Source organism: Aeromonas sp. MaB10011B (assembly GCF_017939325.1).
In the GTDB taxonomy this organism is placed as follows: domain Bacteria; phylum Pseudomonadota; class Gammaproteobacteria; order Enterobacterales; family Aeromonadaceae; genus Aeromonas; species Aeromonas caviae.
On record NZ_JAGKRK010000013.1, the window covers coordinates 80,736 to 106,961 of the forward strand.

The 26,226-nt window shown below is 62.3% G+C and carries 20 protein-coding genes; 13 read left to right on the top strand and 7 right to left on the bottom strand.

The window, feature by feature from the left end; genetic code table 11:
- Positions 1-471 (bottom strand): retropepsin-like aspartic protease, encoded by a 471-nt coding sequence (locus J9893_RS06055; RefSeq protein ID WP_210600915.1) that lies wholly within the window; start codon positions 469-471, stop codon positions 1-3.
- A 128-nt stretch (positions 472-599) separates the two neighbouring features.
- On the opposite strand from J9893_RS06055, the gene ampD reads away from it, so the two are divergent.
- From ampD to lpdA, 5 genes are all read left to right on the top strand, one after another.
- Positions 600-1,172: a 1,6-anhydro-N-acetylmuramyl-L-alanine amidase AmpD gene (gene ampD, locus J9893_RS06060; RefSeq protein WP_210600916.1), complete on the top strand. Its 573-nt coding sequence runs from the start codon at positions 600-602 to the stop codon at positions 1,170-1,172.
- 276 nt (positions 1,173-1,448) lie between these two features.
- Positions 1,449-2,213 carry a pyruvate dehydrogenase complex transcriptional repressor PdhR gene (gene pdhR / locus J9893_RS06065; protein ID WP_010675815.1) on the top strand — a complete coding sequence of 255 codons (765 nt, stop codon included), beginning with the start codon at positions 1,449-1,451 and terminating at the stop codon, positions 2,211-2,213.
- Between the two features lie 83 nt (positions 2,214-2,296).
- Positions 2,297-4,957, top strand: a complete 2,661-nt coding sequence (gene aceE, locus J9893_RS06070; protein WP_039040509.1) for a pyruvate dehydrogenase (acetyl-transferring), homodimeric type — start codon at positions 2,297-2,299, stop codon at positions 4,955-4,957.
- Between the two features lie 120 nt (positions 4,958-5,077).
- On the top strand, positions 5,078-6,985 hold the full coding sequence (gene aceF / locus J9893_RS06075; protein WP_210600917.1) for a pyruvate dehydrogenase complex dihydrolipoyllysine-residue acetyltransferase: 1,908 nt from the start codon (positions 5,078-5,080) through the stop codon (positions 6,983-6,985).
- Between the two features lie 148 nt (positions 6,986-7,133).
- Complete coding sequence (lpdA, locus tag J9893_RS06080) at positions 7,134-8,561, top strand: dihydrolipoyl dehydrogenase (RefSeq protein ID WP_010675812.1); 1,428 nt, start codon at positions 7,134-7,136, stop codon at positions 8,559-8,561.
- A 73-nt stretch (positions 8,562-8,634) separates the two neighbouring features.
- On the opposite strand, the gene J9893_RS06085 is transcribed toward lpdA, so the two are convergent.
- Both J9893_RS06085 and J9893_RS06090 read right to left on the bottom strand, forming a co-directional pair.
- A complete protein-coding gene (locus J9893_RS06085) occupies positions 8,635-8,817 on the bottom strand; it encodes a hypothetical protein (protein ID WP_104452207.1) in 183 nt (60 codons plus the stop codon).
- Between the two features lie 144 nt (positions 8,818-8,961).
- Positions 8,962-10,872, bottom strand: coding sequence for a methyl-accepting chemotaxis protein (locus J9893_RS06090; protein ID WP_210600918.1), 1,911 nt, complete (start codon positions 10,870-10,872; stop codon positions 8,962-8,964).
- A 273-nt stretch (positions 10,873-11,145) separates the two neighbouring features.
- On the opposite strand from J9893_RS06090, the gene J9893_RS06095 reads away from it, so the two are divergent.
- The 3 genes from J9893_RS06095 (at position 11,146) to J9893_RS06105 (ending at position 18,079) form a co-directional block, all read left to right on the top strand.
- Positions 11,146-13,449, top strand: coding sequence for a patatin-like phospholipase family protein (locus J9893_RS06095; protein ID WP_041211778.1), 2,304 nt, complete (start codon positions 11,146-11,148; stop codon positions 13,447-13,449).
- 229 nt (positions 13,450-13,678) lie between these two features.
- Complete coding sequence (acnB, locus tag J9893_RS06100) at positions 13,679-16,276, top strand: bifunctional aconitate hydratase 2/2-methylisocitrate dehydratase (RefSeq protein WP_203763235.1); 2,598 nt, start codon at positions 13,679-13,681, stop codon at positions 16,274-16,276.
- A gap of 231 nt (positions 16,277-16,507) precedes the next feature.
- The gene (locus tag J9893_RS06105) at positions 16,508-18,079 is read left to right on the top strand and encodes a cyclic diguanylate phosphodiesterase (RefSeq protein WP_210557702.1); all 1,572 of its coding nucleotides are present in this window, start codon (positions 16,508-16,510) and stop codon (positions 18,077-18,079) included.
- Here J9893_RS06105 and J9893_RS06110 read toward each other — a convergent pair.
- Positions 18,076-18,993: a LysR family transcriptional regulator gene (locus tag J9893_RS06110; protein ID WP_210600919.1), complete on the bottom strand. Its 918-nt coding sequence runs from the start codon at positions 18,991-18,993 to the stop codon at positions 18,076-18,078. The genes J9893_RS06105 and J9893_RS06110 overlap by 4 nt on opposite strands.
- Before the next feature lie 76 nt (positions 18,994-19,069).
- Here J9893_RS06110 and J9893_RS06115 point away from each other — a divergent pair, with 76 nt between their 5' ends.
- The 4 genes from J9893_RS06115 to mdtD all read left to right on the top strand — a co-directional run bounded on the left by J9893_RS06115 (position 19,070) and on the right by mdtD (position 23,858).
- Positions 19,070-19,687: a LysE family transporter gene (locus J9893_RS06115; RefSeq protein ID WP_210600920.1), complete on the top strand. Its 618-nt coding sequence runs from the start codon at positions 19,070-19,072 to the stop codon at positions 19,685-19,687.
- 115 nt (positions 19,688-19,802) lie between these two features.
- Positions 19,803-21,209 (top strand): D-arabinono-1,4-lactone oxidase, encoded by a 1,407-nt coding sequence (locus J9893_RS06120; protein ID WP_048208545.1) that lies wholly within the window; start codon positions 19,803-19,805, stop codon positions 21,207-21,209.
- Between the two features lie 71 nt (positions 21,210-21,280).
- On the top strand, positions 21,281-22,408 hold the full coding sequence (locus tag J9893_RS06125) for a GTP-binding protein (RefSeq protein WP_210600921.1): 1,128 nt from the start codon (positions 21,281-21,283) through the stop codon (positions 22,406-22,408).
- A gap of 22 nt (positions 22,409-22,430) precedes the next feature.
- On the top strand, positions 22,431-23,858 hold the full coding sequence (mdtD, locus tag J9893_RS06130) for a multidrug transporter subunit MdtD (protein ID WP_349237067.1): 1,428 nt from the start codon (positions 22,431-22,433) through the stop codon (positions 23,856-23,858).
- Positions 23,859-23,867: 9 nt separating this feature from the next.
- Here the strand turns inward: mdtD and J9893_RS06135 are convergent, their stop codons facing one another.
- The 3 genes from J9893_RS06135 to folB all read right to left on the bottom strand — a co-directional run bounded on the left by J9893_RS06135 (position 23,868) and on the right by folB (position 25,348).
- Entirely contained in the window at positions 23,868-24,350 is a 483-nt protein-coding gene (locus tag J9893_RS06135; protein ID WP_119197025.1) for a YbaK/EbsC family protein, read from the bottom strand.
- Between the two features lie 117 nt (positions 24,351-24,467).
- Positions 24,468-24,977 (bottom strand): 2-amino-4-hydroxy-6-hydroxymethyldihydropteridine diphosphokinase, encoded by a 510-nt coding sequence (gene folK, locus J9893_RS06140; protein ID WP_042865424.1) that lies wholly within the window; start codon positions 24,975-24,977, stop codon positions 24,468-24,470.
- The gene (folB, locus tag J9893_RS06145; protein WP_010675798.1) at positions 24,977-25,348 is read right to left on the bottom strand and encodes a dihydroneopterin aldolase; all 372 of its coding nucleotides are present in this window, start codon (positions 25,346-25,348) and stop codon (positions 24,977-24,979) included. The genes folK and folB overlap by 1 nt, the downstream gene beginning before the upstream one ends.
- Before the next feature lie 171 nt (positions 25,349-25,519).
- Between folB and plsY the strand changes: the two genes are divergently transcribed.
- The gene (gene plsY / locus J9893_RS06150) at positions 25,520-26,182 is read left to right on the top strand and encodes a glycerol-3-phosphate 1-O-acyltransferase PlsY (protein WP_029314836.1); all 663 of its coding nucleotides are present in this window, start codon (positions 25,520-25,522) and stop codon (positions 26,180-26,182) included.
- Positions 26,183-26,226 lie beyond the last annotated feature (44 nt).

The window sequence follows — 26,226 nt, forward strand, 5'->3', positions numbered from 1 at the left end:
TTATTCCTGCAAGGGTCTGAGAAGCAACTGCCTGTCTTTCTGACGTAATTCCAGCCGGCCCAGGGCATTCATGCCCACCAGGATCTCCTCCCCGTCGGCAGCCGGATTGATAAAGACGGACAAATCGTACAGGGTCAGCGGACCCATCGCCAGGCTTTCGATCCGGCCGGTCTGAACCTGGATCTGGCCCGCCGCCGTATTGACCAGGCTGCGACCGGTGGCGACGAGACCGAGGCGTGACGCCACCTGGCTCGGTATGGTTACCCGGGTGGCCCCCGTGTCCAGCAGCAGTTGCACCGGCTGGTCGTTGATGGCACCCTCCAGACGATAGTGACCGCTGGCATCGGCCTTGAGCAGCAGCTCCCCGTTGGCGGTCACCGACGGTTGTTCACGACCATGAAAGTAGAGGGTCAGCAGACCCAGCAGCGAGAGCCAGGCGAGCAGCCAGAGACGGCGTGCCATCGGGTGCATAGTGTGTCCCATATCGCGCGAGTGAATGGCTCAGCCTAACATAGCGTTATCCATGAATTCAGAGACTTGTTCCCAGTTTTCCCATCCCGCCAGAGGCACATCGCTTCCATTTGTGAGTCGAGCAGACGATGACACAACCCACAACCCTGTTTTCCATCGATCGAGAAGGATGGTGCGAGCAGGCCCGCAAGGTGCCTTCCCCCCATCACAATGAGAGGCTCAGCCCGGAGGATGTCTCCTTGCTGGTGATACACGGTATCAGCCTGCCCCCCGGGCAGTTTGGTGGCCCCTTTATCGACGATCTGTTTCTGGGGCGCCTCGATCCCGGTGCTCACCCCTATTTCGCCGGTATTCACCAACTGAGGGTCTCGGCCCACTGTCTGATCCGCCGCGATGGGGAGCTGGTACAGTACGTGCCTTTTGGCGCCAGGGCATGGCATGCGGGAGTCTCGATCTGGGAAGGGAGGGAGGCATGCAACGATTTTTCCATCGGGATTGAACTGGAAGGGACCGACGAGCTTCTCTACAGCGACAAGCAATACGAGGTGCTGTCGGACCTCAGCCGGGCGATTGTTCACCGTTATCCCGCCATCACGGCGGACCGTATTGTCGGCCACTGCGACATCGCGCCGGGCCGCAAGACGGATCCGGGTGACAGTTTCGAATGGCCTCGCTATCGGGAAAAGCTTCACTTTGAGTGAAAAATCTAAAAATTATTTTGTGTTTTTAGAATCAATGGCTTGCCTTGTCTAGCAAGCCATTTTTCATGCTGTTGGCCAAATGTTATCGGTGAGCAAGCTCACAAATATTGGTCAGACCATTTTCTATGAGCTATATCATGATTCCGCGTTTTTACCCCCAAAGTGGCAACCGAGCTTCTTGATTCAGATCATCTTTTGGGTGGACTTTTTTCAAGCCCTCTGCTAATTTTCGCCCCAACCATAAAATTGGTAATACCAATTTAACAAAGTAGCCTCATGCCCTATATCAAGATAACTCAGCCCAAGCTGGCCGACGCCATTGTCGCCGAGCTGGAAAGCATGATTCTGGAAGGCAGCCTGCAGCCGGGCCAGAAGTTGCCGCCCGAGCGGGAACTCGCCATCCAGTTTCAGGTGTCGCGCCCTTCCTTGCGCGAAGCCATCCAGCGCCTGGAAGCGAGAGGACTCTTGTATCGTCGTCAGGGCGGTGGCACTTACGTACAAAATGCCCTGAGCAAGGGGATCGCCGACCCCCTGTTCGAACTGCTCAGCACTCACCCGGAAGCCCAGTACGACCTGCTGGAGTTTCGTCACGCGCTGGAAGGCATCTGTGCCTACTATGCGGCGCTGCGGGGCACCGAGGCTGATTTCGAACGGATTCGCCTGGCGCAAGCCGCCATCGAAGAAGCCGGTCAGCAAGGGTCGCTGGTGGTCGAATCGGCCGCCGTGACCCAGTTCTATCTGGCCGTGGCCGAGGCCTCCCACAACGTGGTGCTGCTGCACCTGTTGCGGGCCATGGGCCCCATGCTCGAGCAGAACATTTTACGCAATAACGAAATTTTGAATCGCCGTCCGGGAGTGGTCGCCAAGATCCGTCGCCATCGTGCGAGCCTGATCGAGGCTATCCTGTCGGGGGCTCCGGAGCGGGCCAGGGCTGCTTGTCATGAGCACCTGGCCTTTATCGAGGACACCTTGTTGGATATGCAGAGGGAAGACAGCCGGATCCAGCGATCCATGCGTCGGATCCGTCAGCAGGAAAACTAATCCCACAAGGCTTTCTTAATTGTCGAATGCTTGCGCCCTTCGCCGTGCAATGCCGTGCAATCACAACAACATAGGAACCAGCCATGTCTGATATCCTGAAGAACGATGTGGACCCGATAGAAACGCTGGAGTGGCTTGCCTCTCTGGAATCCCTGCTGCGTGAAGAGGGTCCGCAACGCGCTCAGTTCATCCTTGAACAGTTGGCCGAGAAAGCCCGCGCAAGCGGTGTGGACGTGGCTGCCAAGGCAAACCGCGACTACATCAACACCATTCCGTCCAGCGACGAGCCGGCTTACCCGGGCGACCTGGAAATGGAACGCCGCATTCGCGCCATCATCCGCTGGAACGCCATGATGATCGTGCTGCGCGCCTCCAAGAAAGACCTGGACCTGGGTGGTCACATGTCTTCCTTCGCTTCTTCCGCGACCATCTATGAAGTCTGCTACAACCACTTCTTCCGTGCCCGCAACGAGAAGGACGGTGGCGATCTGGTCTACTTCCAGGGTCACATCTCCCCGGGCATCTACGCCCGTGCATTCGCCGAAGGTCGCCTGACCGAAGAGCAGCTGGACAACTTCCGTCAGGAAGTGGATGGCAAGGGTATCCCTTCCTACCCGCACCCGAAACTGATGCCGGAATTCTGGCAGTTCCCGACCGTTTCCATGGGTCTGGGCCCCATCGCCGCCATCTATCAGGCGCGTTTCCTGAAGTACCTGACCGACCGTGGCATCAAGGATTGCTCCGAGCAGACCGTTTACGCCTTCCTGGGTGACGGCGAGATGGACGAGCCGGAAGCCAAGGGTGCCCTGACCGTTGCCGTGCGTGAAAAGCTCGACAACCTGGTGTTCGTGGTCAACTGCAACCTGCAGCGTCTGGATGGTCCGGTTGTCGGCAACGGCAAGGTCATCAACGAGCTGGAAGGTCTGTTCGCCGGCGCTGGCTGGGACGTGACCAAGGTCATCTGGGGTCGCAAGTGGGATGAGCTGCTGAAGAAAGACACTTCCGGCAAGCTGATCCAGCTGATGAACGAGACCGTGGATGGTGACTACCAGACCATGAAGTCCCGTGACGGTGCCTACGTGCGCGAGCACTTCTTCAACCGTTACCCGGAAACCGCCGCGCTGGTCAAAGACATGACCGACGAGGAGATCTTCGCCCTGAACCGCGGTGGTCACGACCCCCGCAAACTGTTCGCCGCCTTCTCCAAGGCTGCACAGACCAAGGGCAAGCCGACCGTGATCCTGGCCAAGACCATCAAGGGCTATGGCATGGGCGAAGCGGCCGAAGGCAAGAACATTGCTCACCAGGTCAAGAAGATGGATCTGGGCTCCGTGCGTCACCTGCGCGATCGTTTCAACCTGCCGGTCACCGACGAGCAGCTGGAAAACCTGCCGTACCTGAAGATCGAAGAGGGTACCGAAGAGCACAAGTACCTGCACGCCCGCCGTGCCGCACTGAAGGGCTATGTACCGACCCGTCTGCGCGAGAGCACCACCAAGCTGGAAATCCCGGCGCTGGATGCCTTCGGTCCGCTGCTGGGTGAACAGGCGCGCGAAATCTCCACCACCATGGCGTTCGTGCGTTCCCTGAACGTGATGCTGAAAGACAAGTCCATCGGCAAGCGCATCGTCCCGATCCTTGCTGACGAAGCCCGTACCTTTGGTATGGAAGGCCTGTTCCGCCAGATCGGTATCTACAGCCCGCACGGTCAGCAGTACACCCCGCAAGACCGCGACATCGTCTCCTACTACAAGGAAGACAAGCAGGGTCAGGTTCTGCAAGACGGTATCAACGAGCTGGGCGCCATGTCCTCCTGGCTGGCTGCTGCCACCTCTTACAGCACCAACGACTGCCCGATGATCCCGTTCTACATCTACTACTCCATGTTCGGCTTCCAGCGGATCGGCGACATGGCGTGGGCAGCCGGTGACCAGCAAGCCCGTGGCTTCCTGCTGGGCGCGACCTCCGGTCGTACCACTCTTAACGGAGAGGGCTTGCAGCACGAAGATGGTCACAGCCACATCCTGGCCAACACCATCCCGAACTGCATCTCCTACGACCCGTCTTACGCCTATGAAGTGGCGGTGATCGTACAGGACGGCCTGCGCCGCATGTACGGTGAGAACCCGGAAAACGTGTTCTACTACATCACTACCCTGAACGAGAACTATGCCATGCCGGCCATGCCGGAAGGCGCCGAGGAAGGCATCCGCAAGGGTATCTACAAGCTGGAAACCGTGGCCGGCACCAAGGCCAAGGTACAGCTGCTGGGTTGTGGTTCCATCCTGGGTCACGTGCGTACTGCCGCCCAAATCCTGGCCAGCGAGTACGGCGTGGGTTCCGACGTGTTCAGCGTCACCTCCTTCAACGAACTGGCTCGTGACGGTCAGGACGCGGATCGCTGGAACATGCTGCACCCGACCGCCGAAGCGCGTGTGCCCTACATCGCTCAGGTACTGGGCAGCGAAGCCACCATCGCCGCGACCGACTACATGAAGTCCTTCGCCGATCAGGTGCGTGCCTTCGTTCCGACCGAGAACTACCGTGTACTGGGTACCGACGGTTACGGCCGCTCCGACAGCCGTGCCAACCTGCGTCGTCACTTCGAAGTGAACGAGTTCTACGTAGTGGTTGCTGCCCTGACCGAACTGGCCAAGCGCGGCGAGGTAGACAAGCAGGTTGTGGCCGAAGCCATCGCCAAGTACGGCATCGATGCCGACAAGGTCAACCCGCTGTACGCGTAAGAGGATTGAGTGTCGCGCCGGGTATCCGGCGCGACCTTGCCTGGGTTTAAACGGATAACGCGGGATGCGCGTGGTGATGCTCAGGCTGCCACGCGGATGCACGCAAGAGGATAAAGCGCAATGTCCAAACAGATTATGGTGCCGGATATCGGTGCCGATGAAGTTGAAGTCACCGAGATCATGGTGGCCGTGGGTGACAAGGTCGAACTGGACCAGTCCCTGATCGCCGTGGAAGGTGACAAGGCCTCCATGGAAGTCCCGGCCCCCGCCGCCGGTATCGTCAAAGAGATCCTGATCAAGGTGGGCGACAAGGTTGCCACCGGTTCCCAGATCATGGTCTTCGAAGCCGAGGGTGCTGCCGCACCGGCTCCGGTCCAGGCTGCTGCCCCGGTTGCTGCCGCGCCGGCCGCCGCTCCTGCTGCTGCCGCTCGCCAGGACGTCAACGTGCCGGACATCGGTGGCGACGAAGTCGAAGTGACTGAGATCATGGTTGCCGTGGGCGACATGGTTGAAGCCGACCAGTCCATCATTGCCGTGGAAGGTGACAAGGCCTCCATGGAAGTGCCGGCACCGTTCGCCGGTCGCGTGGTCGAGATCAAGGTTGCCGCCGGCGCCAAGGTTTCTACCGGCTCCCTGGTGATGGTCTTTGAAGTGGCGGGCGCTGCCCCGGCCGCTGTTGCCGCGCCGGCTCCTGCTGCTGCCCCCGTGGCTGCCGCTGCTCCGGTTGCCGCCGGTGCCAAGGACGTCAACGTGCCGGACATCGGCGGTGACGAAGTGGAAGTGACCGAAATCATGGTCGCCGTGGGTGACAAGGTTGAAGCCGACCAGTCCCTGATCACCGTGGAAGGCGACAAGGCCTCCATGGAAGTGCCTGCGCCGTTCGCCGGTGTGGTCAAGGAGATCAAGGTGAAGGCGGGTGACAAGGTCTCCACCGGTTCCCTGATCATGGTATTCGAAGTGGCGGGTGCCGCTCCGGCTGCCGTGGCTGCTCCGGCTCCTGCCGCAGCGCCCGTTGCTGCCGCTCCGGCTGCCGCCGCTCCTGCACCGGTTGCCCAGGCTGCTGCCGCCTCCGATTTCGTCGCCAACGACGCCTACGTCCACGCCTCCCCGGCTGTACGCCGTCTGGCGCGCGAGTTCGGTGTCAACCTGGCCAAGGTGAAAGCCTCCGGTCGCAAGGGTCGCATCGTCAAAGAAGACGTGCAGGCTTACGTGAAGGATGCGGTCAAGCGCGCCGAGTCCGCTCCGGCTGCCGGTACCGGCACTGGCAACGGCAACGGCAACGGCATGAGCGTCGTGGCCTGGCCGAAGGTTGATTTCAGCAAGTTCGGCCCTGTCGAAGAGCTGGAACTGACCCGTATCCAGAAGATCTCCGGTCCTGCCCTGCACCGCAACTGGGCCATGATCCCCCACGTCACCCAGTTCGACGAAGCCGATACCACGGATCTGGAAGCGTTCCGCAAAGAGCAGAACATCCTGGCCGAGAAGCAGAAGCTGGACGTGAAGATCACCCCGCTGGTGTTCATCCTGAAGGCGGCCGCCAAGGCCCTGGAAGCCCATCCGCGCTTCTGCAGCGCCCTGTCCGAAGACGGCAGCAAGCTGATCATGAAGAAGTACATCCACATCGGTGTGGCGGTGGATACCCCCAACGGTCTGGTGGTTCCGGTGGTTCGCGACGTCAACAAGAAGGGCATCCACGAGCTGTCCCGCGATCTGGCCGAGATCTCCAAGAAGGCCCGTGCCGGCAAGCTGACCGCTGCCGACATGCAGGGCGGTTGCTTCACCATCTCCAGCCTGGGTGGCATCGGCGGTACCAGCTTTACCCCGATCGTCAACGCGCCGGAAGTGGCCATCCTGGGCGTCTCCAAGTCCGAGATGAAGCCGAAGTGGAACGGTAAAGAGTTCGTGCCGCGCCTGATGCTGCCGCTGGCTCTGAGCTACGACCACCGCGTCATCGATGGCGCCGACGGTGCCCGCTTCATCACCACCCTGAGTGGTGTGTTGTCCGACATTCGTCGACTGGTCCTGTAAGTGAGAGGGCGGGCCCAGAGCCCGCCCTTTTTGCTTCTCATTTCGTTAACAGGATTGTAAACTTGCCCCGTTTTTTTCACGGCTGCAGCGGCCTTGTTTGGCATAAGACTGTGCTGTCCGGGGATATAAGAACGACAAAGAGGTCATGATGAGTAAAGAAATCAAAACCCAGGTCGTAGTACTGGGTGCTGGCCCTGCCGGTTATTCCGCTGCCTTCCGTGCGGCTGACTTGGGTCTGGATACCATTATCGTCGAGCGTTACTCCACCCTGGGTGGCGTCTGCCTGAACGTGGGTTGCATCCCGTCCAAGGCACTGCTGCACGTCGCCAAAGTCATTGAAGAAGCCAAGGCGCTGGCCGAGCACGGCATCGTCTTCGGTGCCCCGCAGACCGACATCGACAAGGTGCGTCTGTGGAAAGAGAAGGTCATCAACCAGCTGACCGGCGGTCTGGCTGGCATGGCCAAGATGCGTAAAGTCCAGGTCGTGAACGGCTTCGGCAAGTTCACCGGTCCGAACACGCTGGAAGTGGAAGGCGCCGACGGCAAGACCACCGTCACCTTCGACAACGCCATCATCGCCGCCGGTTCCCGTCCGGTGAAGCTGCCGTTCATCCCCCATGACGACCCCCGCGTATGGGACTCTACCGATGCGCTGGAGCTGACGACCGTTCCTGGCAAGCTGCTGGTCATCGGTGGCGGCATCATCGGTCTGGAGATGGGTACCGTGTACTCCTCCCTGGGTTCCGAGATCGACGTGGTGGAATTTGCCGACCAGCTGGTACCGGCTGCCGACAAAGACATCGTCAAGATCTACACCAAGCGCGTTGCCAAGAAATTCAACATCATGCTGGAGACCAAGGTCACCGCTGTTGAAGCCCGTGAAGACGGCCTGTACGTCTCCTACGAAGGCAAGCACGCCCCGGCCGAGCCGGTTCGCTACGACAACGTGCTGGTTGCCGTAGGCCGTGTGCCGAACGGCAAAATGCTGGATGCCGAGAAGGCCGGTGTTGCCGTCAACGAGCGCGGTTTCATCGAAGTCGACAAGCAGCTGCGTACCAACGTGGCCCACATCCACGCCATCGGCGACATCGTCGGTCAGCCCATGCTGGCCCACAAGGGTGTACACGAAGGCCACGTGGCGGCCGAAGTCATCGCCGGCAAGAAGCACTACTTCGATCCGAAAGTGATCCCGTCCATCGCCTATACCGAGCCAGAGATGGCCTGGGTGGGTCTGACCGAGAAGGAAGCCAAGCAACAGGGTCTGAACTTCGAAGTCGCCACCTTCCCGTGGGCTGCTTCCGGTCGCGCCATCGCGTCCGACTGCTCCGACGGCATGACCAAGCTGATCTTCGACAAGGAGAGCGGCCGCGTCATCGGTGGTGCCATCGTGGGTACCAACGGCGGTGAACTGCTGGGTGAAATCGGTCTGGCCATCGAGATGGGTGCCGACGCTGAAGACATCGCGCTGACCATCCATGCTCACCCGACTCTGCACGAGTCCGTGGGTCTGGCTGCCGAAGTGTTCGAAGGCTCCATCACCGACCTGCCGAACGCCAAGGCCAAGAAGAAAAAATAATCTTCTGCCCGTTTCATAAGAAAAGCCGCTCCATGGAGCGGCTTTTTGTTGTCTGTCTTTCGGCACCCTGCGGTCAGCAGCGCCCCTTCTTGGCCTGTCCCGGTGGGCAGAAGGTGCCGTCGCCTCCGCGATTCCCGTCGCTGACCCGGATCCGGGTATCGTCCACGCTCACATCGGCCCCGTGCACCCGCACGGGCCCGCTGCTGCAGGCACTGAGCAGCACCCCCAGCACTATCATCACGACCAGCTTGCCCATCATACCTCCTCGCGTTTTCCTGATTATGGGGCATTTTCAGAAGCCGGTGGAGGCGGTGCAAAAGCGCCTGCGTCACGGCTTGCCGTGGTGGCGACAGCGGGCGCCGCAGCGCCTTCTGTCGGGTGATGAAATGGGAGTCAAAAGTTACAGCCGGAAGTTGCCGACCAGCTTGTCGAGCTCGCCGGAGAGGTGCTGCAGGTTGCGGCTCGACTCGGTCAGGTGATGGGCGATGTCGGCGGTCTCCATGGTGAGCTGGTTGATGTCCTCCACGTTGCGGTTTATCTCCCCGACCACGCTGGACTGCTCTTCGGTGGCGGTGGCGACCTGGATGTTCATGTCGCTGATCTGGGTGATGTGTCCGGTGATCTGGTCGAGGGCGCCGTTGGCCTCGTCGGCCTGGGTCACCACCCGCAGGCTCTGGTTGCGGCCCTGGGCCATGGCGCTGACGGCGCGGGCGCTCTGCTCCTGGAGGCTGTTGATCATGCCCTGGATCTCGGCGGTGGAGGCGGCGGAGCGGCTGGCGAGGTTGCGCACCTCGTCGGCCACCACGGCGAAGCCACGGCCCTGCTCGCCAGCACGGGCGGCCTCGATGGCGGCGTTGAGGGCCAGCAGGTTGGTCTGCTCCGAGATGCTGCGGATAGTGTCGAGGATGCTGCCGATGGAGTCGGTCTGGCTCGCCAGGGACTCGATGACCCCGGCGACCTGTTCGATTTCACCGGAGAGGCCGACGATGCCGTGGCGGGCCTGGGCGACGACCTGGGCCCCCGCATCGGCCTGCTCGTTGGCCTGCTTGGCGACGTCGGCTGCCAGGGATGCATTGCCGGCGATCTCGCTGACGGTGGCTCCCATCTCGTGGATGGCGGTGGCGACCTGGACGGTGCGATCCCGCTGGGCTGTGCAGTTGTGCTGGGTGAGCTGGGCCTTGGCGGCCACCTCGTTGGCGGTGGCGGCGAGCTGGCGGGAGTTGCTCGCCACCTGTTCGATGGAGCCGTGGATCTTGGCGACAAAGTTGTTGAAGCCGGTCGCCACCTGGGCCAGTTCGTCACGGCCATCGACCTTGAGGCGATGGGTGAGGTCGCCATCACCGCTGCCGAGTTCGCGGAACAGGCGGGCCAGTTCGTTGAGGGGGCGGCTCACGGAGCCCGCCAGGAGAACGCCGAGCAACCCCATGCCGACGGCGATGGCCAGGCTGACCAGCACCATGTGCAGGCGTGCTCTGTCCAGTTCGGCATAAATCTCGGCCTCCGGCACCTGGGCCACCAGATACCAGTCGAGCAGGGGGATGTAGCTGCTGGCCAGGATCACTGGCTGGCCGTCGACCTCGGCACGGGTGGCGGCAAAGGGCTGCTTGTTGAGCAGGTTGGTGCTGCTGCCGCTGGCCAGCTGGGTCAGGTTGTCCCGATCGATGCGGGCGGCGTCTGGGTGCAGCTTCACCTTGCCGCTGCCGTCTGTCATGAAGACGAAGCCGCTGTCGCCGATACGGAAGTTGGCGAGCATGCTGACCATGCTGTCGAGGGATTTGGCGAGGCCGGCGAGGCCGCGTCCGTCGAGTTGCTGGAAGTTGACGAACAGTTTCACCTCGCCGTTGCTCTCCCGAAAGATGCTGAGCATCAGATCCTGGCGGCTCTTGGTGTAGTCATAGAACCAGTTGTCCTGCTCGTGGTTCAGGATGCGCAGAAAACCGTCCTGGTTGTAGTAGGCGGCACTCTGACGATCGGCGAAGGAGGCGGTGACCAGACCATACTGGCTCGTCATGTCCTTGAGCTGGTTGATGAGGATGGACTCCTGCTCCTTGGGCATGCCGCGCTCGACCCAGTCCAGCACGAAGCGGTCGTTGGCAAGCTGTCTGGCGGCATTGGCGACCGAGGTGAGATCCTTTTCGATCTCCTTGCCGATGCGCTGGGTCAGGTTGGGCAGCTCCTGCTCGAACATGCGGTCCTCGATCAGCTGCTGGGCAGAACGCTGGCTGAAATAGCCCACCAGCAGGCAGGAGAGGGCCACGGCGAGGATGACGGTGGCCAGAATTTTCTGTTTCAGTGTCAGGCTTGCGAACATAAGGGTGACTCGGAAGTGTGAACCAGGGTTGAACTCATAATAGCGGCTGATTTGGCGCGCTCTTGAGGCGGCGGGGGCGTTTATTGTCGATTAACGTTTGCGCTCACACCCGGATTGGACTGGATTGGCGCCCGATTTTGCCAAGACATCGTCGCAAGCGGGGCGACCCCTCGCCAGCACCCCGGCTTGCGGTTAAAGTGCTTGCACTTATAGTAGGCTGCACCTGACTGGCGGCCTGCCCGCTCGACTCGCACCGGATTTATGGACTCTCATATGCGCATCTTTCATCGGGGATGGACCCACCTGCTCGTGCTCCTGCTGGCGACCCTGCCGTTCATGGCGGCGGCCGGAGCCAATGATCCCGCGCCTTCGGCCAGAAACCCGGGGGCAACCAAGATGGAGCGTCCGAGGATCGCCCTGGTACTGAGCGGCGGCGGTGCCAAGGGGTCGGCCCATATCGGGGTGCTCAAGGTGCTGGAGGCAAAGCACATCCCGGTGGACATCATCGTCGGGACCAGCATGGGCTCCTATGTGGCGGGCATGTATGCCATGGGGCTCAGCGCCGAGGAGGTGGAGCGCACGACGCTGGCCATCGACTGGAACAAGGGCTATCAGGACAAGGTGGGGCGCGACGAGCTCTCCCTGCGCAAGAAGCAGCAGACCGAGAAGTACCAGCTGCGCACCGACATCGGGGTCAACGGTGACCAGACCCAGCTGCCGGACGGCTTCTTCCAGGGACAGTCCATGGCCAGCCTGCTGCGCCACGCCACCTCCAACCTGCCGGCGCAAAAGAGCTTCGACAACCTGCCTATCCCCTATCGCGCGGTGGCGACCGACATGGAGACGGTGACCCCCTTCGTGCTGGATCACGGCAGCCTCGCCAAGGCGATGCAGGCCTCCATGTCCATTCCCGGTGCCCTCAAGCCGGTGGACTGGGACGGCCGCATCCTGGCCGATGGTGGCACGGTCAACAACATGCCGGTGGACGTGGCCAAGGCCATGGGGGCCGACGTGGTGATCGCGGTGGACATCAGCGCCAAGCTGCGTACCCGGGAGTCCCTCAAGTCGGGATTGGCCATGATCGATCAGCTCACCACCTACATGACCCAGGTGGGGACCGAAAAGCAGAAGGCGCTGCTGGGCCCCAGGGACATCCTGCTGACCCCCGAGTTCGGCAACATGGGGATCGCCGACTTCGCCCTGATGCCGGAGGGGATCAAGATCGGGGAGGCGGTCGCCAACAGTGCTGCGGCCCGGCTCGATGCGCTCTCTCTCTCGCCCGCCGCCTACGCCGACTATCGCAACGGCAAGCTGAGCCGGCGCGCCGAGCGCAGCGGCCAGCCCGCCTACTACATCGACAAGGTGGAGATCATCAACAAGTCGCGCCTCTCCGACGACACGGTGCGGGCCATGCTGAACGTGCGTCCGGACAAGGTGCAGACCTACGAGAGCCTGGAGGCGGGGATCCGTCGCCTCTACGCCCTGGAGTCGTTCGATCGGATCACCTACGAGGTGGAGGAGCGGGACGGGGAGAACGTGCTGGTGGTGGACGCCAGCGAGAAGAACTGGGGGCCGGGTTATCTTAACTTCCAGCTCGGGTTCTCCGATGACTTCGAGAGCAGCTCCAACTACAACGTCGGCATGTCCTACACCCTGACCAACGTGAACGACTGGGGAGGCGAGTGGCTGACCGAGGCGTCCCTCGGGACCGCCAAGCACCTCAAGACCGACTTCTACACCCCGCTGGAGCCCTCCCAGACCTACTTCGGCGAGACGAGCCTGGCCTACGACAAGACCCAGCGACGCGTCTTCTTCCCGGAAGAGAGCAGGTCCTCGTCCGGGGTCAGCTATCTGGACTCCGAGTACAGCTTCACCAGCGTGGATCTCGCCGTCGGCTGGAATCGCCAGCCCTGGAGCCGCTTCTCCCTTGGGCTGGAGGGCAAGATCGGCAGCGTGGAGATCCAGAACCTCACCAACGCGGATGCCGATGCCTCCGCCTGGGGACCCTACATCCGCTTCGAGCACGACACCCTCGACAGCCGCTACTTCCCCTATCAGGGGGTCTACTGGGACATCAAGGGTGGCTACTCCTACGTCGATCTCGACCCCGCGGACGCGCCCTCCGAGCAGGCCGAGGGGGTGAATTACCGGCTGGTGATGATCAAGCCCTGGTCCTGGGACAGACACAGCCTCAACCTGATGCTGGAAGGGGGCGGCTCAAGCTCCCAGGAGACGGTACCACTGTTCGTGCAGGATCTGGGCGGGCTGTTCCGCATGTCCGGCTTCCAGCATTACCAGTTGAGCGGTCGCTACAGCCTGTTCGGCGGATTGCGCTACATCTACCGGGTGGCGGACAACGATTTCGGTGCCTTCAAGGCGCCCCTGTTCCTCGGGGGTTCCCTCGAGCAAGGGGGGGTCTGGGACAAGGGGGAGGACATCAGCATCGAATCCTCCTATACCTCGGGTTCCCTCTATATGGGGGTGGAGAGTTTCCTCGGTCCCATCTTCCTCGGCTATGGCGTGGCGGAGGGGGGGCACGACATGTTCTATCTGCAATTGGGCACTACGTTCCAATAAGGGCGAAATGCTGCCTTTTTGTTAACTCACCTTGGGTGGGCGGCTTGTCACTCTAAAAAAACCTAATGGGTTTATATGGTTATGCTGGTTTGATGAATAACTGCACAGGGTTTGGATTTTAATTAGTCGTTAAAACTTATATAGTGGGGGGCACCCTACGGGTGTCCCGCAAGGACGATCGCCGCGAGCTTGGGCGAACCCCAAAAAAAAGACCAAAGAGGAATTAGTCGTGCTTGAAACATACCGTAAACACGTCGCAGAACGTGCCGCCGAAGGCGTGGTTGCCAAACCTCTGGACGCAGAGCAGGTCGCCGCCCTGGTTGAGCTGATCAAGAATCCGCCCGCCGGCGAACAGGACTTTCTGAAAGAACTGTTGTCCTCCCGCATTCCCCCGGGTGTTGATGAAGCGGCCTATGTGAAAGCCGGCTTCCTCACCGCCGTCGCCAAGGGCGAGGCCCATTCCCCCATCCTGACTGCCGCCGAAGCCGTCGAGCTGCTCGGTACCATGCAGGGTGGTTACAACATTCAGCCGCTGATCGACCTGCTGGACGATGCGACCCTGGCTCCTCTTGCCGCCAAGGGCCTCTCCCACACCCTGCTGATGTTCGACTCCTTCCACGACGTGGAAGAGAAGGCCAAGGCGGGCAATGCCCACGCCAAGCAGGTGCTGCAATCCTGGGCTGACGCCGAGTGGTTCCTGAACCGCCCGGCCCTGGCCGAGAAGATCACCGTCACCGTCTTCAAGGTGACCGGCGAAACCAACACCGACGACTTGTCGCCGGCGCCGGACGCCTGGTCCCGCCCGGACATTCCGCTGCACGCCCTGGCGATGCTGAAGAACTCCCGCCCCGGCATCACCCCGGACAAGGATGGCGTCATCGGCCCCATCAAGACTATCGATGCCCTGAAAGAGAAAGGTTTCCCGCTGGCTTACGTGGGTGACGTGGTCGGTACCGGTTCTTCCCGCAAATCCGCCACCAACTCTGTGCTCTGGTTCATGGGCGACGACATTCCGCACGTGCCGAACAAGCGCGCCGGCGGTGTCTGCCTCGGCGGTAAGATTGCCCCGATCTTCTTCAACACCATGGAAGATGCCGGCGCCCTGCCCATCGAAGTGGACGTCTCCAAGCTGGAAATGGGCGATGTCATCGACATCTTCCCCTATGAGGGCAAGATCACCCGCCACGGCACCGACGAGGTGCTGGCCCGGTTCGAACTGAAGACCGAGGTGCTGATCGATGAAGTGCGCGCCGGTGGCCGCATTCCGCTGATCATCGGCCGCGGCCTGACCGACAAGGCCCGCGAAGCGCTGGGTCTGCCGTTCTCCACCGTGTTCCGTCGTCCGCAGCCGGTGGCCGATACCGGCAAGGGCTTTACCCTGGCTCAGAAGATGGTGGGCAAGGCGTGCGGCGTGAAGGGCATTCGCCCCGGCACCTACTGCGAGCCCAAGATGACCACGGTCGGCTCCCAGGACACCACGGGCCCGATGACCCGCGACGAGCTCAAAGATCTCGCCTGCCTCGGCTTCTCCGCCGATCTGACCATGCAGTCCTTCTGCCACACCGCGGCTTATCCCAAGCCCATCGACGTGCAGACCCACCACACCCTGCCGGACTTCATCATGAACCGCGGCGGTGTGAGCTTGCGTCCAGGCGACGGCGTCATCCACTCCTGGCTGAACCGCATGCTGCTGCCGGATACCGTGGGTACCGGTGGTGACTCCCACACCCGTTTCCCCATCGGCATCTCCTTCCCGGCGGGCTCCGGTCTGGTGGCCTTCGCCGCCGCCACCGGCGTGATGCCGCTGGACATGCCGGAATCCGTGCTGGTGCGCTTCAAGGGCGAGCTGCAACCGGGTATCACCCTGCGTGACCTGGTCCATGCCATCCCGTATGCCGCCATCCAGAAAGGGCTGCTGACCGTCGAGAAAGCGGGCAAGAAGAACATCTTCTCCGGCCGCATCCTCGAGATCGAAGGTCTGCCGACCCTCAAAGTGGAGCAGGCATTCGAGCTGGCGGACGCCAGCGCCGAGCGCTCCGCCGCTGGTTGCACCATCAAGCTGGATAAAGAGCCGATCATCGAGTATCTGAAGTCCAACATCGTGATGCTGAAGTGGATGCTCTCCGAAGGCTACGGCGACGTGCGCACCATCACCCGCCGCATCAAGGGGATGGAAGAGTGGCTGGCCAACCCGGTACTGATGGAAGCGGACAAGGATGCCGAGTACGCCGAAATCATCGAGATCGATCTGGCCACCATCAAGGAGCCGATCCTGTGCGCGCCGAACGATCCGGACGATGCCCGTCTGCTGAGCGACGTGGCAGGTGACAAGATTGACGAGGTGTTCATCGGTTCCTGCATGACCAACATCGGCCACTTCCGCGCCGCCGGCAAACTGCTCGAGAAGTATCAGGGCGAGCTGCCGACCCGCATGTGGATCGCGCCGCCCACCAAGATGGACAAGGATCAGCTGACCGAAGAGGGCTACTACGGCATCTTTGGTCGCGTCGGTGCTCGCATCGAAATCCCGGGCTGTTCCCTCTGCATGGGCAACCAGGCGCGGGTAGCGGAAGGGGCCTCCGTGGTCTCCACCTCCACCCGCAACTTCCCGAACCGTCTGGGCAAGGGTGCCAACGTCTATCTGGCTTCTGCCGAGCTGGCCGCGGTTGCCGCCATCATCGGCAAGATCCCGACCGTGGAAGAGTATCTGCAGTATGCCAAGACCCTGGACGCCACTGCGGCTGACACCTACCGCTACCTGAACTTCAACGAGATCGCCTCCTACACCAAGAAGGCCGATGCGGTGATCCTGCAGCAAGCTGTCTGAGACTCGCCGGTCTGACCACTGAAAATAACAATGCCGCGTCTCGACGCGGCATTTTCCATTTCAGGGGGCTGCGCGATAATGACCCGCCATGCCCAGCAACGGCGTCGTCGATTTGCCTGGTACGCGCGTTGCGCTTTCGTTGTCTGGCCATGATGGCCCCACCGTTTCCTGGTGGGCATTTTTATACCGCGGTACCTGCGAAGCGGGCCCGCGCATTGCGGCGTGGTTGCTATGTTTCTGTTCCGGATTGATCTGGCCCGCATGAAGTGGCGCCTTGGTTGTGCCCTGCTGGTGTTAGCCCTGCCCCTGGTGGTGGGAGGGTGGATGGTGCATGACAGCTACGAGCAGGAGCTGAAGAACGATGCCAGTGCGTCAGCCAGCAAGGCCAGAACCTTGCTGGAGCGCATGCTGGATCAGGCCGAGCGGGCCAACCTCGAGGTATTGCCGCTGGCCGGTCGCTCCTGCAGCGACAACCTGTTGCTGCTGCGCAAGCGGGTGGCGCTGGAGCCGTTCCTGCGCTCCATCAATCTGGTGCGACAGGGGATCATCAACTGCACCTCGCTGTTCGGGCCTGCCAGGGAAGTGGATGACGGCTCCCGCTACACGGATCGCAAGTTGCTGCTGATGAGCGGCAACCTGGTGCGCAAGAATCACCCCTTGCTGGTGGTGCGTCAGGAGCGGGGGCGTGATGCGGCACTGAGCGCCATTGACAGCAGCCAGCTCAGTTTCATGCTCACCCTGAGCAGCGATCCCAGCGAGCTCTTCTTGCAGGTGGGGTCCGCCTGGCTCGATGAGTCCGGCCACTTCCAAAGCGATCCGCCGAAACTGCACAGCAAGTTTGCCCTGATACTCGCCTCCCAGCGTTACCCCTTCACCATCCACGCCGGTTATGCCATGCCGATCTACTGGCGTGCCCTGTGGGAGGCTCGCCATCTGCAACTGATCTGGCTGGGAGCCAGTTCGCTGGTGCTCTCACTGCTGGTGTGGTGGCTGCTTGGGCGGCCGGGGGCCCTGACGGACGAGCTGAGACGCGGGCTGCGAGCCAGGGAATTTGTCCCCTATCTGCAACCGCTGATCGCCAGCAAGGGCGGCAAGATGGTGGGAGCCGAGGTACTGATGCGCTGGCAACATGCCACCGAGGGGCTGATCCGCCCCGATCTCTTCATCCCCCAGGCGGAAGAGTCTGGCCTGATCGTGCCCATGACGGTCAACCTGATGAAGACGGTGGCCAAGACACTCCACCCGGTACAGGAGCAGTTGCCCGAGGCGTTTCACATCAGCTTCAACATCAGTGCCATCCACTGCCGGGACCTCTCCCTGGTGACGGAGTGCCGCGACTTCCTCGGCCACTTCGTGCCGGGACGGGTGGTGCTGGTGCTGGAGCTCACGGAGCGGGAGCTGCTGGTGACCAGCCCGCAGACCCTCTCCCTGTTTCGCCAGCTCGACGAGATGGGGGTGCAGCTCGCCATCGATGACTTTGGCACCGGCCACTCCAGCCTCATCTATCTGCAGCAATTCCACGTGGACTATCTCAAGATCGACCGCTCCTTCATCGGCCGTATCGGGACGGAGTCCCTCTCCGAGCACATCGTGGACAACGTCATCGACCTTGGGGGACGGCTGGGTTTGTCCCTGGTGGCCGAAGGGGTGGAGACGGAGCAGCAGGCCGCCTATCTGAGAGGCAAGGGGGTCCAGTATCTGCAGGGATACCTGTTTGCCCGCCCCATGCCGATACGCCAGTTCTGCCGGGAGCTGACGGCGGGAGAGATACAGGTCGCCGCCGGGCGCACCGCCCAGGGCTAGGCCGCGCCCACCAGGCTGTGCAGCCAGTTCACCAGGATGTCGTGGGGGCTGCCGGGTTCGGGTGGCGCGGGGGCGAGCAGGTGATAGCCGGTGCCGTCGGGGACGAAGCCGAGCGGTGCCACCAGCAGACCGGCCTCGATATCGTCGCACACCTGGCGGTAGGGGCCGATGGCGACTCCCAGCCCGGCGACTGCCGCCTGCAGGCTGAAATAGAAGTGCTCGAAGGTCTGACCCGGCACCTCCTCGTCGGCGGACATGCCTGCGTGCTGCTGCCACTCCAACCAGGCGCCCGGACGGGTCTTGGTGTGCAGACGGGGGGCCGTTGGCTTGAGGGCCTGCACATCCCCCCTGGATTCAAAAAAGTGCGCCACCTTGCCTGGCGGACAGACAGGGCCGGTCCGCTCCTCGAACAGCAACTGGTTGTAGAGCTCGGCAGGCCAGTGAAAGTCGTTGCGCCGGATGGCGAGATCGATGCCGCTGCCAAAGCTGAGGGCGCCGCCGCCCGCCATCAGGTGTACGTCCAGCTCTGGGTGCAGGGCCTGGAAGGCGGGCCAGCGCGGGATCAGCCAGCGCATCAGAAGGGTGGGTTCGCAGGAGAGCACCAGTGATTGGGGACGGCTCTGCTGGCGCAGGGCCTGCGCCGTCTGGCGGATGCTGCCCAGCCCCTCTCTGACCGCCTGATAGAACCGTTCACCCGCGTTGGTCAGAAAGACCCGGCGCTGGCGCCGCTCGAACAGCATGACCCCCAGATCCTCCTCGAGCAGTCGTACCGCCCGGCTGATGGCGCCATGGGTGAGGTGCAGTTCGTCGGCGGCGCGGCCGAAATGCTCGGTGCGGGCAGCCACCTCGAAACAGCGCAGGGCGGTAAGGGAGGGAAGCGAGAGGGCTTTTTGTGAGTTTTTTTCACCATTCATGTCAGAAATCATCGTTCTTTATTGGTGTTATTGGCAAATAAAATAGCCGATATCCTCTCTAATCAGGACTCTTTTCATGACCGAACTGTTAGCCGTTGTCGCCATTACCCTCTTTGCCGTCATCAGCCCCGGGCCCGACTTTGCCATGGTGTCGCGCAACAGCCTGCTGCTCTCGCGCCGCACCGGCGTGCTGACGGCGATCGGCATCGCGGCCGGGGTCTGCGTGCACGTGGCCTACACCCTGCTGGGGGTGGGCCTGCTGATCCAGCAATCCCTCTGGCTGTTCAATCTCATCAAGCTGGCAGGGGCCGCCTATCTCATCTTCCTCGGCGTCAAGATGCTGCGGGCCAAACCGGCTGCCGATGAAGAGAGCATCTGTCAGCCTGCCCTCTCCAGCCTGGGGGCGCTGCGTACCGGATTTCTGACCAATGTGCTCAATCCCAAGACGACCATCTTCATCGTCAGTCTCTTCATGCAGGTGGTGCAGCCGCAGACGCCGCTGGCGGTCCAGATCGGCTATGGCGCCTTCATCGCGCTGGCGCACGCCCTCTGGTTTGGTGCGGTGGCGCTCTTCTTCTCCACCCCTGCGGTGCGGGACCGACTGCTGGCGGTACGCCACTGGATCGATCGGGTGTTCGGGGGGCTGCTGGTGGGATTCGGCATGTTGCTGGCATTGACCCAGCAGACGCGCTGAGGCGGGGAGGGGCGCTCCCCCTATCCACCCCCGACTGTAGGGTCTTGTTTTTCATGCCTTGGCAGCCACTTTTCGGTAGAATTGGCGCTCATTTTGAAGTCAGATGAGGCGCGGTATGACGGTCAGGTTCCAGGCATTTCACAGCATCAAGGCGATTGGCAATCGGGAGGTGCTGTTCAACTGGTCCAGAACCAACCCCCTCGGCGCCCTTGATCAGGTGTGGCGCCCGACGACCCGTGACGAGCTGCAGCAACTGCTGCGGGAATACCCCGAGCGCAAGCTGCGGCTCATCGGCTCCGGCCTCTCTTTCGAACCCATCCACAGCGTCTACGCCGAAGGCAGCCAGGCGCTGCTGGTGGACCTGCACCACCTGCGCGGCCAGCTGGACAAGACTGCCGATACGGTGACCTACCTGGCGGGGACGCCGCTTGATACCGTCTATGCCGACCTCATCGCCATGGATCGCATGCTGCCGGCATCCCCCGGCGTCATCGGCATCCAGACCCTGGGCGGTGCGCTCAGCACCGGCACCCATGGGCAGGGATTGCACCAGTCCGCCCTGTGCGATGCGGTGGCTGCCCTGACCGTGATGCTGGCGAGCGGCGACATCATCCGTGTGGATCGCACCGATCCGCGCTTCGGCGCCTTCGTGATGGGCATGGGGATGCTCGGCATCCTGCTGGATGTGACCCTCAACACTGTGCCCAACCGCATCATGCGCTGCACCAAGTTCACCACCGACTACCCCTTCCTGCTGGAACACAACGAGCGCCTCAACCGGGAGCACGCCTTCGTGAAGAGCTGGTGGTTCGCCTGGACCGGCGAGAGCCACATCTGGCTGGTGGATCCCGCCTCCGATGACGAGGTGGCCCGCTACCGGGCCGGGGGCAGCGAGCCGCTGGTGCTGGAGGGAGACATGGACGAGCGCATGAACCTGGCGCTCAATGCCACCATAGACGCAACCCTGCAGAAGATGGCCAGAGACACCAAGGACGAGGCCAGGGCAGGCGAGCACTTCGAGACGGTACGCCGCTTCAAGGACGCCTCGGATCTGGTGGGCAACGTCTACCAGATCCTCTGCAAGGGGATCCCTGCACCCCAGATCAACTGCGAGGTGGCCGTGCCCCTCGAACGCATGGGGGAGGCCCTTGAAATCCTGCAGGCATGGCAGGAGGCGAACCCCGGCGTGCTGCACTACCCCTTCATCCTGCGCTGCACCGGTCCCTCCGTGGCCTGGCTCAGTGCCGCCCATGACAAGTCGGTGTGCTGGATAGGTTTTCTGGTCTATCTGGCGGCGGACGGGACCTTTGTCGGGGGCTCCATGGAGCAGATGCGCGAGTTGCAGCAACTGCTGGTGCCCCTCGGCGGCATTCCCCATTTCGGCAAGCACCTGGCGATGGACCTCTACGACTTCCCGGCCCTGTTGCCGCGCTGGCACGACTTCCTGGCCCTGAAGCGGGAGCTTGACCCCCATGGCCGTTTCGAAAACCGCTGGCTCGGCGACCTGTTCGCCAACCGGTAAGGATCTGACATGACCGATATGCAAGACACTCGCTTACTCATCCTCCTGCCGATCAGAGGGGGGGCAACCCGATGACAGACATGCAAGACACCCGCATCCCCGTGACCCTGCTGACCGGTTTTCTCGGCAGCGGCAAGACCACCCTGCTCAACCACTGGGTCAAGCAGCCCGAGCTCGGGGAGTGCGCCGTGCTCATCAACGAGTTCGGCTCCGTGGGGCTGGATCATCATCTGGTACAGCAGGTGGACGAGCAGGTGGTGCTGCTCGATTCCGGCTGCATCTGCTGCTCGGTGCAGGGATCCCTGGTGGAGGCGCTGCAGGGGCTCTTCATGAAAGCCATCCAGCGCAAAATCAAACCCTTCAAACGGCTGATCATCGAAACCACGGGTCTGGCCGATCCGGCCCCCGTGCTGTTCACGTTGAGGGAAGAGGGCTTTATCGCCCAGCGCTACCGCTTCGACGGCACCGTCACCGTGGTGGATGCCGGCCATATCGAGCAGCAGCTTGCGGCTCAATATGAGGCGGTCAAACAGGTGGCGCTGGCGGATCTGCTGGTGGTGAGCAAGGGCGATCTGGTGGATGAAGAGACCCTTGCTCGGGTGGAAGCCCAACTGGCGGCCCTCAATCCGGCAGCTCCCATCCAGCGGGTCAGCAATGGCGTGCTCTCACCCGCGGTGCTGGAGAAGCTCGGCGCCTACAACGAGGCGGCGGGGCGCGACGTGCGCCAGTTGCTGGCCTGGCTGCGTACCGAATCCCCGAAACAGGGGCTGGCTTCGCCCATGCAGCCGAAGATGACGCCGTTTGCCGCCAAGGTGGGGACGGCCGCGCCCACCCGCTTCGAGCACGGCAATATCGAAAGTTTCTCCCTGCGCATCGGCGAGCCGCTCAAGCCCTCCCGCCTGCTGGCCGCCATCGATGCGGTGCAGGCGCAATACGGCGATGCCCTGCTGCGTCTCAAGGGGATATTGCAACTGGAAGGGGAGAGCCAGCCCGTGGTGATCCACGGCGTGCACGGCCAGCTCTATCCGTTGCAGGCGCTGGGGGAGTGGCCCGAAGGCAAGGCCCAGTCCCGGCTGGTGTTCATCGTGAAGAGCCAGGACAGGGCTGGCATAGAGCAGTTGTTCCTCTCGACCCTCAAGGCCCCCGAACCCAGCCTGGAAGAGCACCTCAAGGCCATGCTCGGCCACCCGGATGCCTGATATGCTGATATGACCCGCGCTCGTGCGGGTCTTTTCTTATGTGATGAGGAGAGACAGAACCATGCCTGACAGCTCCCCGATGGTGACGCCCGCCCAGCGCAAATGGCTGCCCTGGCTGACGGCGGTCGGTTTTTTCATGCAGACCCTGGATGGCACCATCCTCAACACCGCCCTGCCCAGCATGGCCGAGGCCCTGGGCGAGAGTCCGCTGCAGATGCAGTCCGTCATCATCGCCTACATGCTGACGGTGGCCCTGCTCATTCCCGCCTCCGGCTGGCTGGCGGACAGATTTGGCACCCGCCGGGTCTATCTGGTCGCCATCCTGCTGTTTACCCTGGGTTCCCTGGCCTGTGCCATCGCCAACACCCTGCCCATGCTGGTGATCGCCCGGGTGTTGCAAGGGGTCGGGGGGGCCTTGCTGATGCCTATCGGGCGTCTGGCGGTGCTGCGGGTCTACAGCAAGCATGAGCTGCTGAGGGTGATGTCGTTCGTCACCATCCCCGGTCTGCTCGGCCCCCTCATCGGCCCGGCCCTGGGGGGCTGGCTGGTGGAGGTGGCGAGCTGGCACTGGGTCTTCCTCATCAACCTGCCGGTGGGCTTGCTCGGCTTCGTGGCGAGCTGGCACTTCATGCCCGACCTGCGCCAGCACACCGCCAGGTTTGACTGGCAGGGGTTTGTGCTGTTCAGTGTCGGCATGGTGCTGGTATCCGTCGGTCTGCAAGGCCTGGGGGAGCACAGCATCTCAACCGGCTGGGCCCTGTTTGCGGTATTGTTCGGTCTGGCCGCCATGGCGAGCTACTGGCTCTATGCCGCCACGGCGGAGCAGCCCCTGTTCAGTCTGACGCTGTTCAAGACGTCCACCTTCGCCATCGGTATCTGGGGCAATCTGTTTGCCCGCCTCGGCAGCGGCGCCATGCCGTTTCTCACCCCGCTCTTCCTGCAACTGGGGCTCGGCTTCTCCCCGAGCAAGGCGGGGATGACCATGATCCCCACGGTGATCGGCGCCATGCTGACCAAGACGCTGGTGAACAAGCTCATTCCGCGCATCGGTTATCGCCGCATCCTCATCGGCAACACCCTGGCGCTCGGGGCCATGATCGCGAGCTTCTATTTCATCGACAACCAGGTGCCCCACGGCGTACTGCTGGTGTGGCTGGCGGTCTTTGGCGCCATCAACTCCCTGCAATTTTCCGCCATGAACACCCTGACCCTGCAGGATCTCAGCAGCGAGCACGCCAGCAGCGGCAACGGTCTGCTGTCGGTGGTGATGCAGCTCTCCATGAGCCTGGGGGTGGCCATCGCCGCCAGCCTGCTGGGGCTCTTCTCCATCGGCCAGCCCGAGGAGAGTGGCAGCTGGCTGGAGGGGTTCCACCTCACCTATCTGTGCATCGGCTTGATGTCCATGCTGGCGGCGCTGATCTTCGCCCAGCTGGCGCGGGAAAAGCGCTGAGTCCCAGGCTCAGGGGGAGGGCAGGTAGCTCACGTCGCAGGGCAATCGGGCCAGCAGTCCGGCCAGGTGGGTGGTCTCCAGCAGGAAAGTCTGCTCGGGGTGGCCCGGCGTCCAGGTAAAGGCGTGGTGATTCATGAGCACGGGATCCACCAGCAGGGGGATGTCGGCGCGGGGCAGGAAGGGGCAGACGGCTCCCGGCAGGCAGCCAATCTCGGTCTGCATCTCGTCGGCGGTACAGATGGAGGGTTTGGCACCGAGCGCCGCCTTGACCGCCTTGCTGTCGAGCCGGCCGTCCCTGTGGGTCAGCAGCAGGGCGAAGCGACCATCCTTGAATTTGAGGAAAAGGGTCTTGCTGAACTCGGCCTGCCAGCCGAGGCGAGCCTTGACCCGCTCGTCGGTGGCGTAATCGAGGATGGGTTCGTGCTCGAAGCGCTGGTGGGGCAGGTCGGTGAGCAACTGACGGTTGAAGTCGTGAATGGCATCGAGTGGCATGGGGTTCTCCTGTGATGGCGGTCATCCTGCCACTTGCACCGGCGCAGGCCCAATCACTGTTTCTTATCCGTCATCAGCGGAGTCATCAACAAGGGCACCCGAGGGTGCCCTTGTTGTTCAGTGATGCTGCAATTCGCCCGCTTTCCAGTGGAAGGGAATGGGGTCAAGGCGCTGGGAGGCTTTGTCGTAACCTGCCCACAGCTCACCGATGGTGCGACCATCGATGGGGTGGCGGAATGTGGGGGCCAGCTCCGCCAGCGGCCAGAGCACGAAGGCGTTGGTGAGGATCTCGCCGCGGGGCAGCACCAGCGGTGTCTCGCAGACCAGCTCGCCGTAGAGCAGCAGATCGAGATCCAGGGTGCGCGGGGCGAACTTTTTGGCATCCGGCTCGCGGCCGTGAGCGAACTCCATGGCGCGCAGCCGCTGGCACAGGGTTGCCAGGGGCAGCTCGGTATCGGCACCCACCACCAGGTTGTAGAAGGGGCGGCCGTTGAAGCCCACCGCCTCGCTCTCGAATACCCGGGAGACCTGCAACTCGCCGAATTCGGCGTGCAGGGCATCGAGGCCGGCGCGGATATGGCGTTCCCGATCGATGTTGGATCCCAGACTGATATAGATGCGGGTCATCAGTTGGCGCTCGCAGCCGGCGTGCGATGGCGCAGGATCTCGACCCCGACGCCTGCCGCATTGGGCACGGCACCCGGTTTGGTCAGGGTCACCTTGACCCACTGTACCCGCTCGTCTTCCAGCACCAGGGCGGCGACCTGCTCGGCCATGGTCTCGACCAGCTCCACTATCTTGCCCTGGGCGTGATCACAGATCTTGCGAGAGAGGGTGGCGTAATCCAGCGCCAGATTGATATCGTCGGTTGCGGCGGCTGGGCGGTTGTCAAACCCCATCTCGAGGTCGAAACAGAGCTTCTGGCGAATGCCCTTCTCCCACTCATATACCCCTATGGTGGTCAAAACCTCGAGTCCGCGAATAAACACCTTGTCCATGACAGTACTTCTTCTTTACTCTTGATGGGCTGTGAAAACAGCGCAGGGATGCAGGCCCGGCAAGCAGATTGCCGCTGGCGGCCGGTTTGGGCGACACGCTTTCGGGCAAGCCCGGGCCTGGGAATGTGGCCCGCATCATACCCCATTCATATCGTGGTAAAAACGACCAAGATGACGGCCCTGACGATTTTGATGATTATTCTGGCCTATCTGGGCGGCTCGCTGTCCAGTGCCGTGCTGGTTTCCCGCATCACGGGTCTGCCGGATCCCCGTGACCATGGTTCCCACAACCCGGGGGCGACCAATGTGTTGCGCCTCGGCGGCCGGATGGCGGCGCTGATCGTACTGCTTCTCGATGTGCTCAAGGGGATGGCCCCCGTCTACCTCGCCTGGTATCTGCAGATCAAGCCCGTCTACCTCGGCTTTATCGGGGTGGCAGCCTGTCTGGGTCACATGTACCCCCTCTTCTTCCACTTCCGTGGTGGCAAGGGCGTCGCCACCGCCCTCGGTACCATGTTGCCCATTGGGTTTGCCATGGGCGGTGCCGTCATCACCACCTGGCTGCTGGTGCTGCTGGTGAGCGGCTATTCGTCACTGGCGTCCATCGTGACCGTGTTGCTGACTCCGCTCTTTACCTATCTGCTCAAACCGGAATACACGTTGCCGGTCTCCCTGCTCTCCTGTCTCATCCTGATCCGTCATCACGAGAACATTACCCGCCTGCTCAAGGGGGAGGAGTCCCGCCTCTGGGGGCGCCGGGGAGCGGTCCCGCCAGCAGAAGTGATGAAAATGGATGATGCTGCGCAAAAAAGAGACGAACGAGACGAAAAGTGAAATTTCCCGTTGACCACCTGCCCTAAAATCCGTTTAATAGCGCC

Excerpts from the sequence above, each read along its gene's own strand:
- J9893_RS06055 (WP_210600915.1), bottom strand. The coding sequence starts at position 471 with ATGCACCCGATGGCACGCCGTCTCTGGCTGCTCGCCTGGCTCTCGCTG.
- ampD (WP_210600916.1), top strand. The coding sequence starts at position 600 with ATGACACAACCCACAACCCTGTTTTCCATCGATCGAGAAGGATGGTGC.
- pdhR (WP_010675815.1), top strand. The coding sequence starts at position 1,449 with ATGCCCTATATCAAGATAACTCAGCCCAAGCTGGCCGACGCCATTGTC.
- aceE (WP_039040509.1), top strand. The coding sequence starts at position 2,297 with ATGTCTGATATCCTGAAGAACGATGTGGACCCGATAGAAACGCTGGAG.
- aceF (WP_210600917.1), top strand. The coding sequence starts at position 5,078 with ATGTCCAAACAGATTATGGTGCCGGATATCGGTGCCGATGAAGTTGAA.
- lpdA (WP_010675812.1), top strand. The coding sequence starts at position 7,134 with ATGAGTAAAGAAATCAAAACCCAGGTCGTAGTACTGGGTGCTGGCCCT.
- J9893_RS06085 (WP_104452207.1), bottom strand. The coding sequence starts at position 8,817 with ATGGGCAAGCTGGTCGTGATGATAGTGCTGGGGGTGCTGCTCAGTGCC.
- J9893_RS06090 (WP_210600918.1), bottom strand. The coding sequence starts at position 10,872 with ATGTTCGCAAGCCTGACACTGAAACAGAAAATTCTGGCCACCGTCATC.
- J9893_RS06095 (WP_041211778.1), top strand. The coding sequence starts at position 11,146 with ATGCGCATCTTTCATCGGGGATGGACCCACCTGCTCGTGCTCCTGCTG.
- J9893_RS06105 (WP_210557702.1), top strand. The coding sequence starts at position 16,508 with ATGTTTCTGTTCCGGATTGATCTGGCCCGCATGAAGTGGCGCCTTGGT.
- J9893_RS06110 (WP_210600919.1), bottom strand. The coding sequence starts at position 18,993 with ATGAATGGTGAAAAAAACTCACAAAAAGCCCTCTCGCTTCCCTCCCTT.
- J9893_RS06115 (WP_210600920.1), top strand. The coding sequence starts at position 19,070 with ATGACCGAACTGTTAGCCGTTGTCGCCATTACCCTCTTTGCCGTCATC.
- J9893_RS06120 (WP_048208545.1), top strand. The coding sequence starts at position 19,803 with ATGACGGTCAGGTTCCAGGCATTTCACAGCATCAAGGCGATTGGCAAT.
- J9893_RS06125 (WP_210600921.1), top strand. The coding sequence starts at position 21,281 with ATGACAGACATGCAAGACACCCGCATCCCCGTGACCCTGCTGACCGGT.
- J9893_RS06135 (WP_119197025.1), bottom strand. The coding sequence starts at position 24,350 with ATGCCACTCGATGCCATTCACGACTTCAACCGTCAGTTGCTCACCGAC.
- folK (WP_042865424.1), bottom strand. The coding sequence starts at position 24,977 with ATGACCCGCATCTATATCAGTCTGGGATCCAACATCGATCGGGAACGC.
- folB (WP_010675798.1), bottom strand. The coding sequence starts at position 25,348 with ATGGACAAGGTGTTTATTCGCGGACTCGAGGTTTTGACCACCATAGGG.
- plsY (WP_029314836.1), top strand. The coding sequence starts at position 25,520 with ATGACGGCCCTGACGATTTTGATGATTATTCTGGCCTATCTGGGCGGC.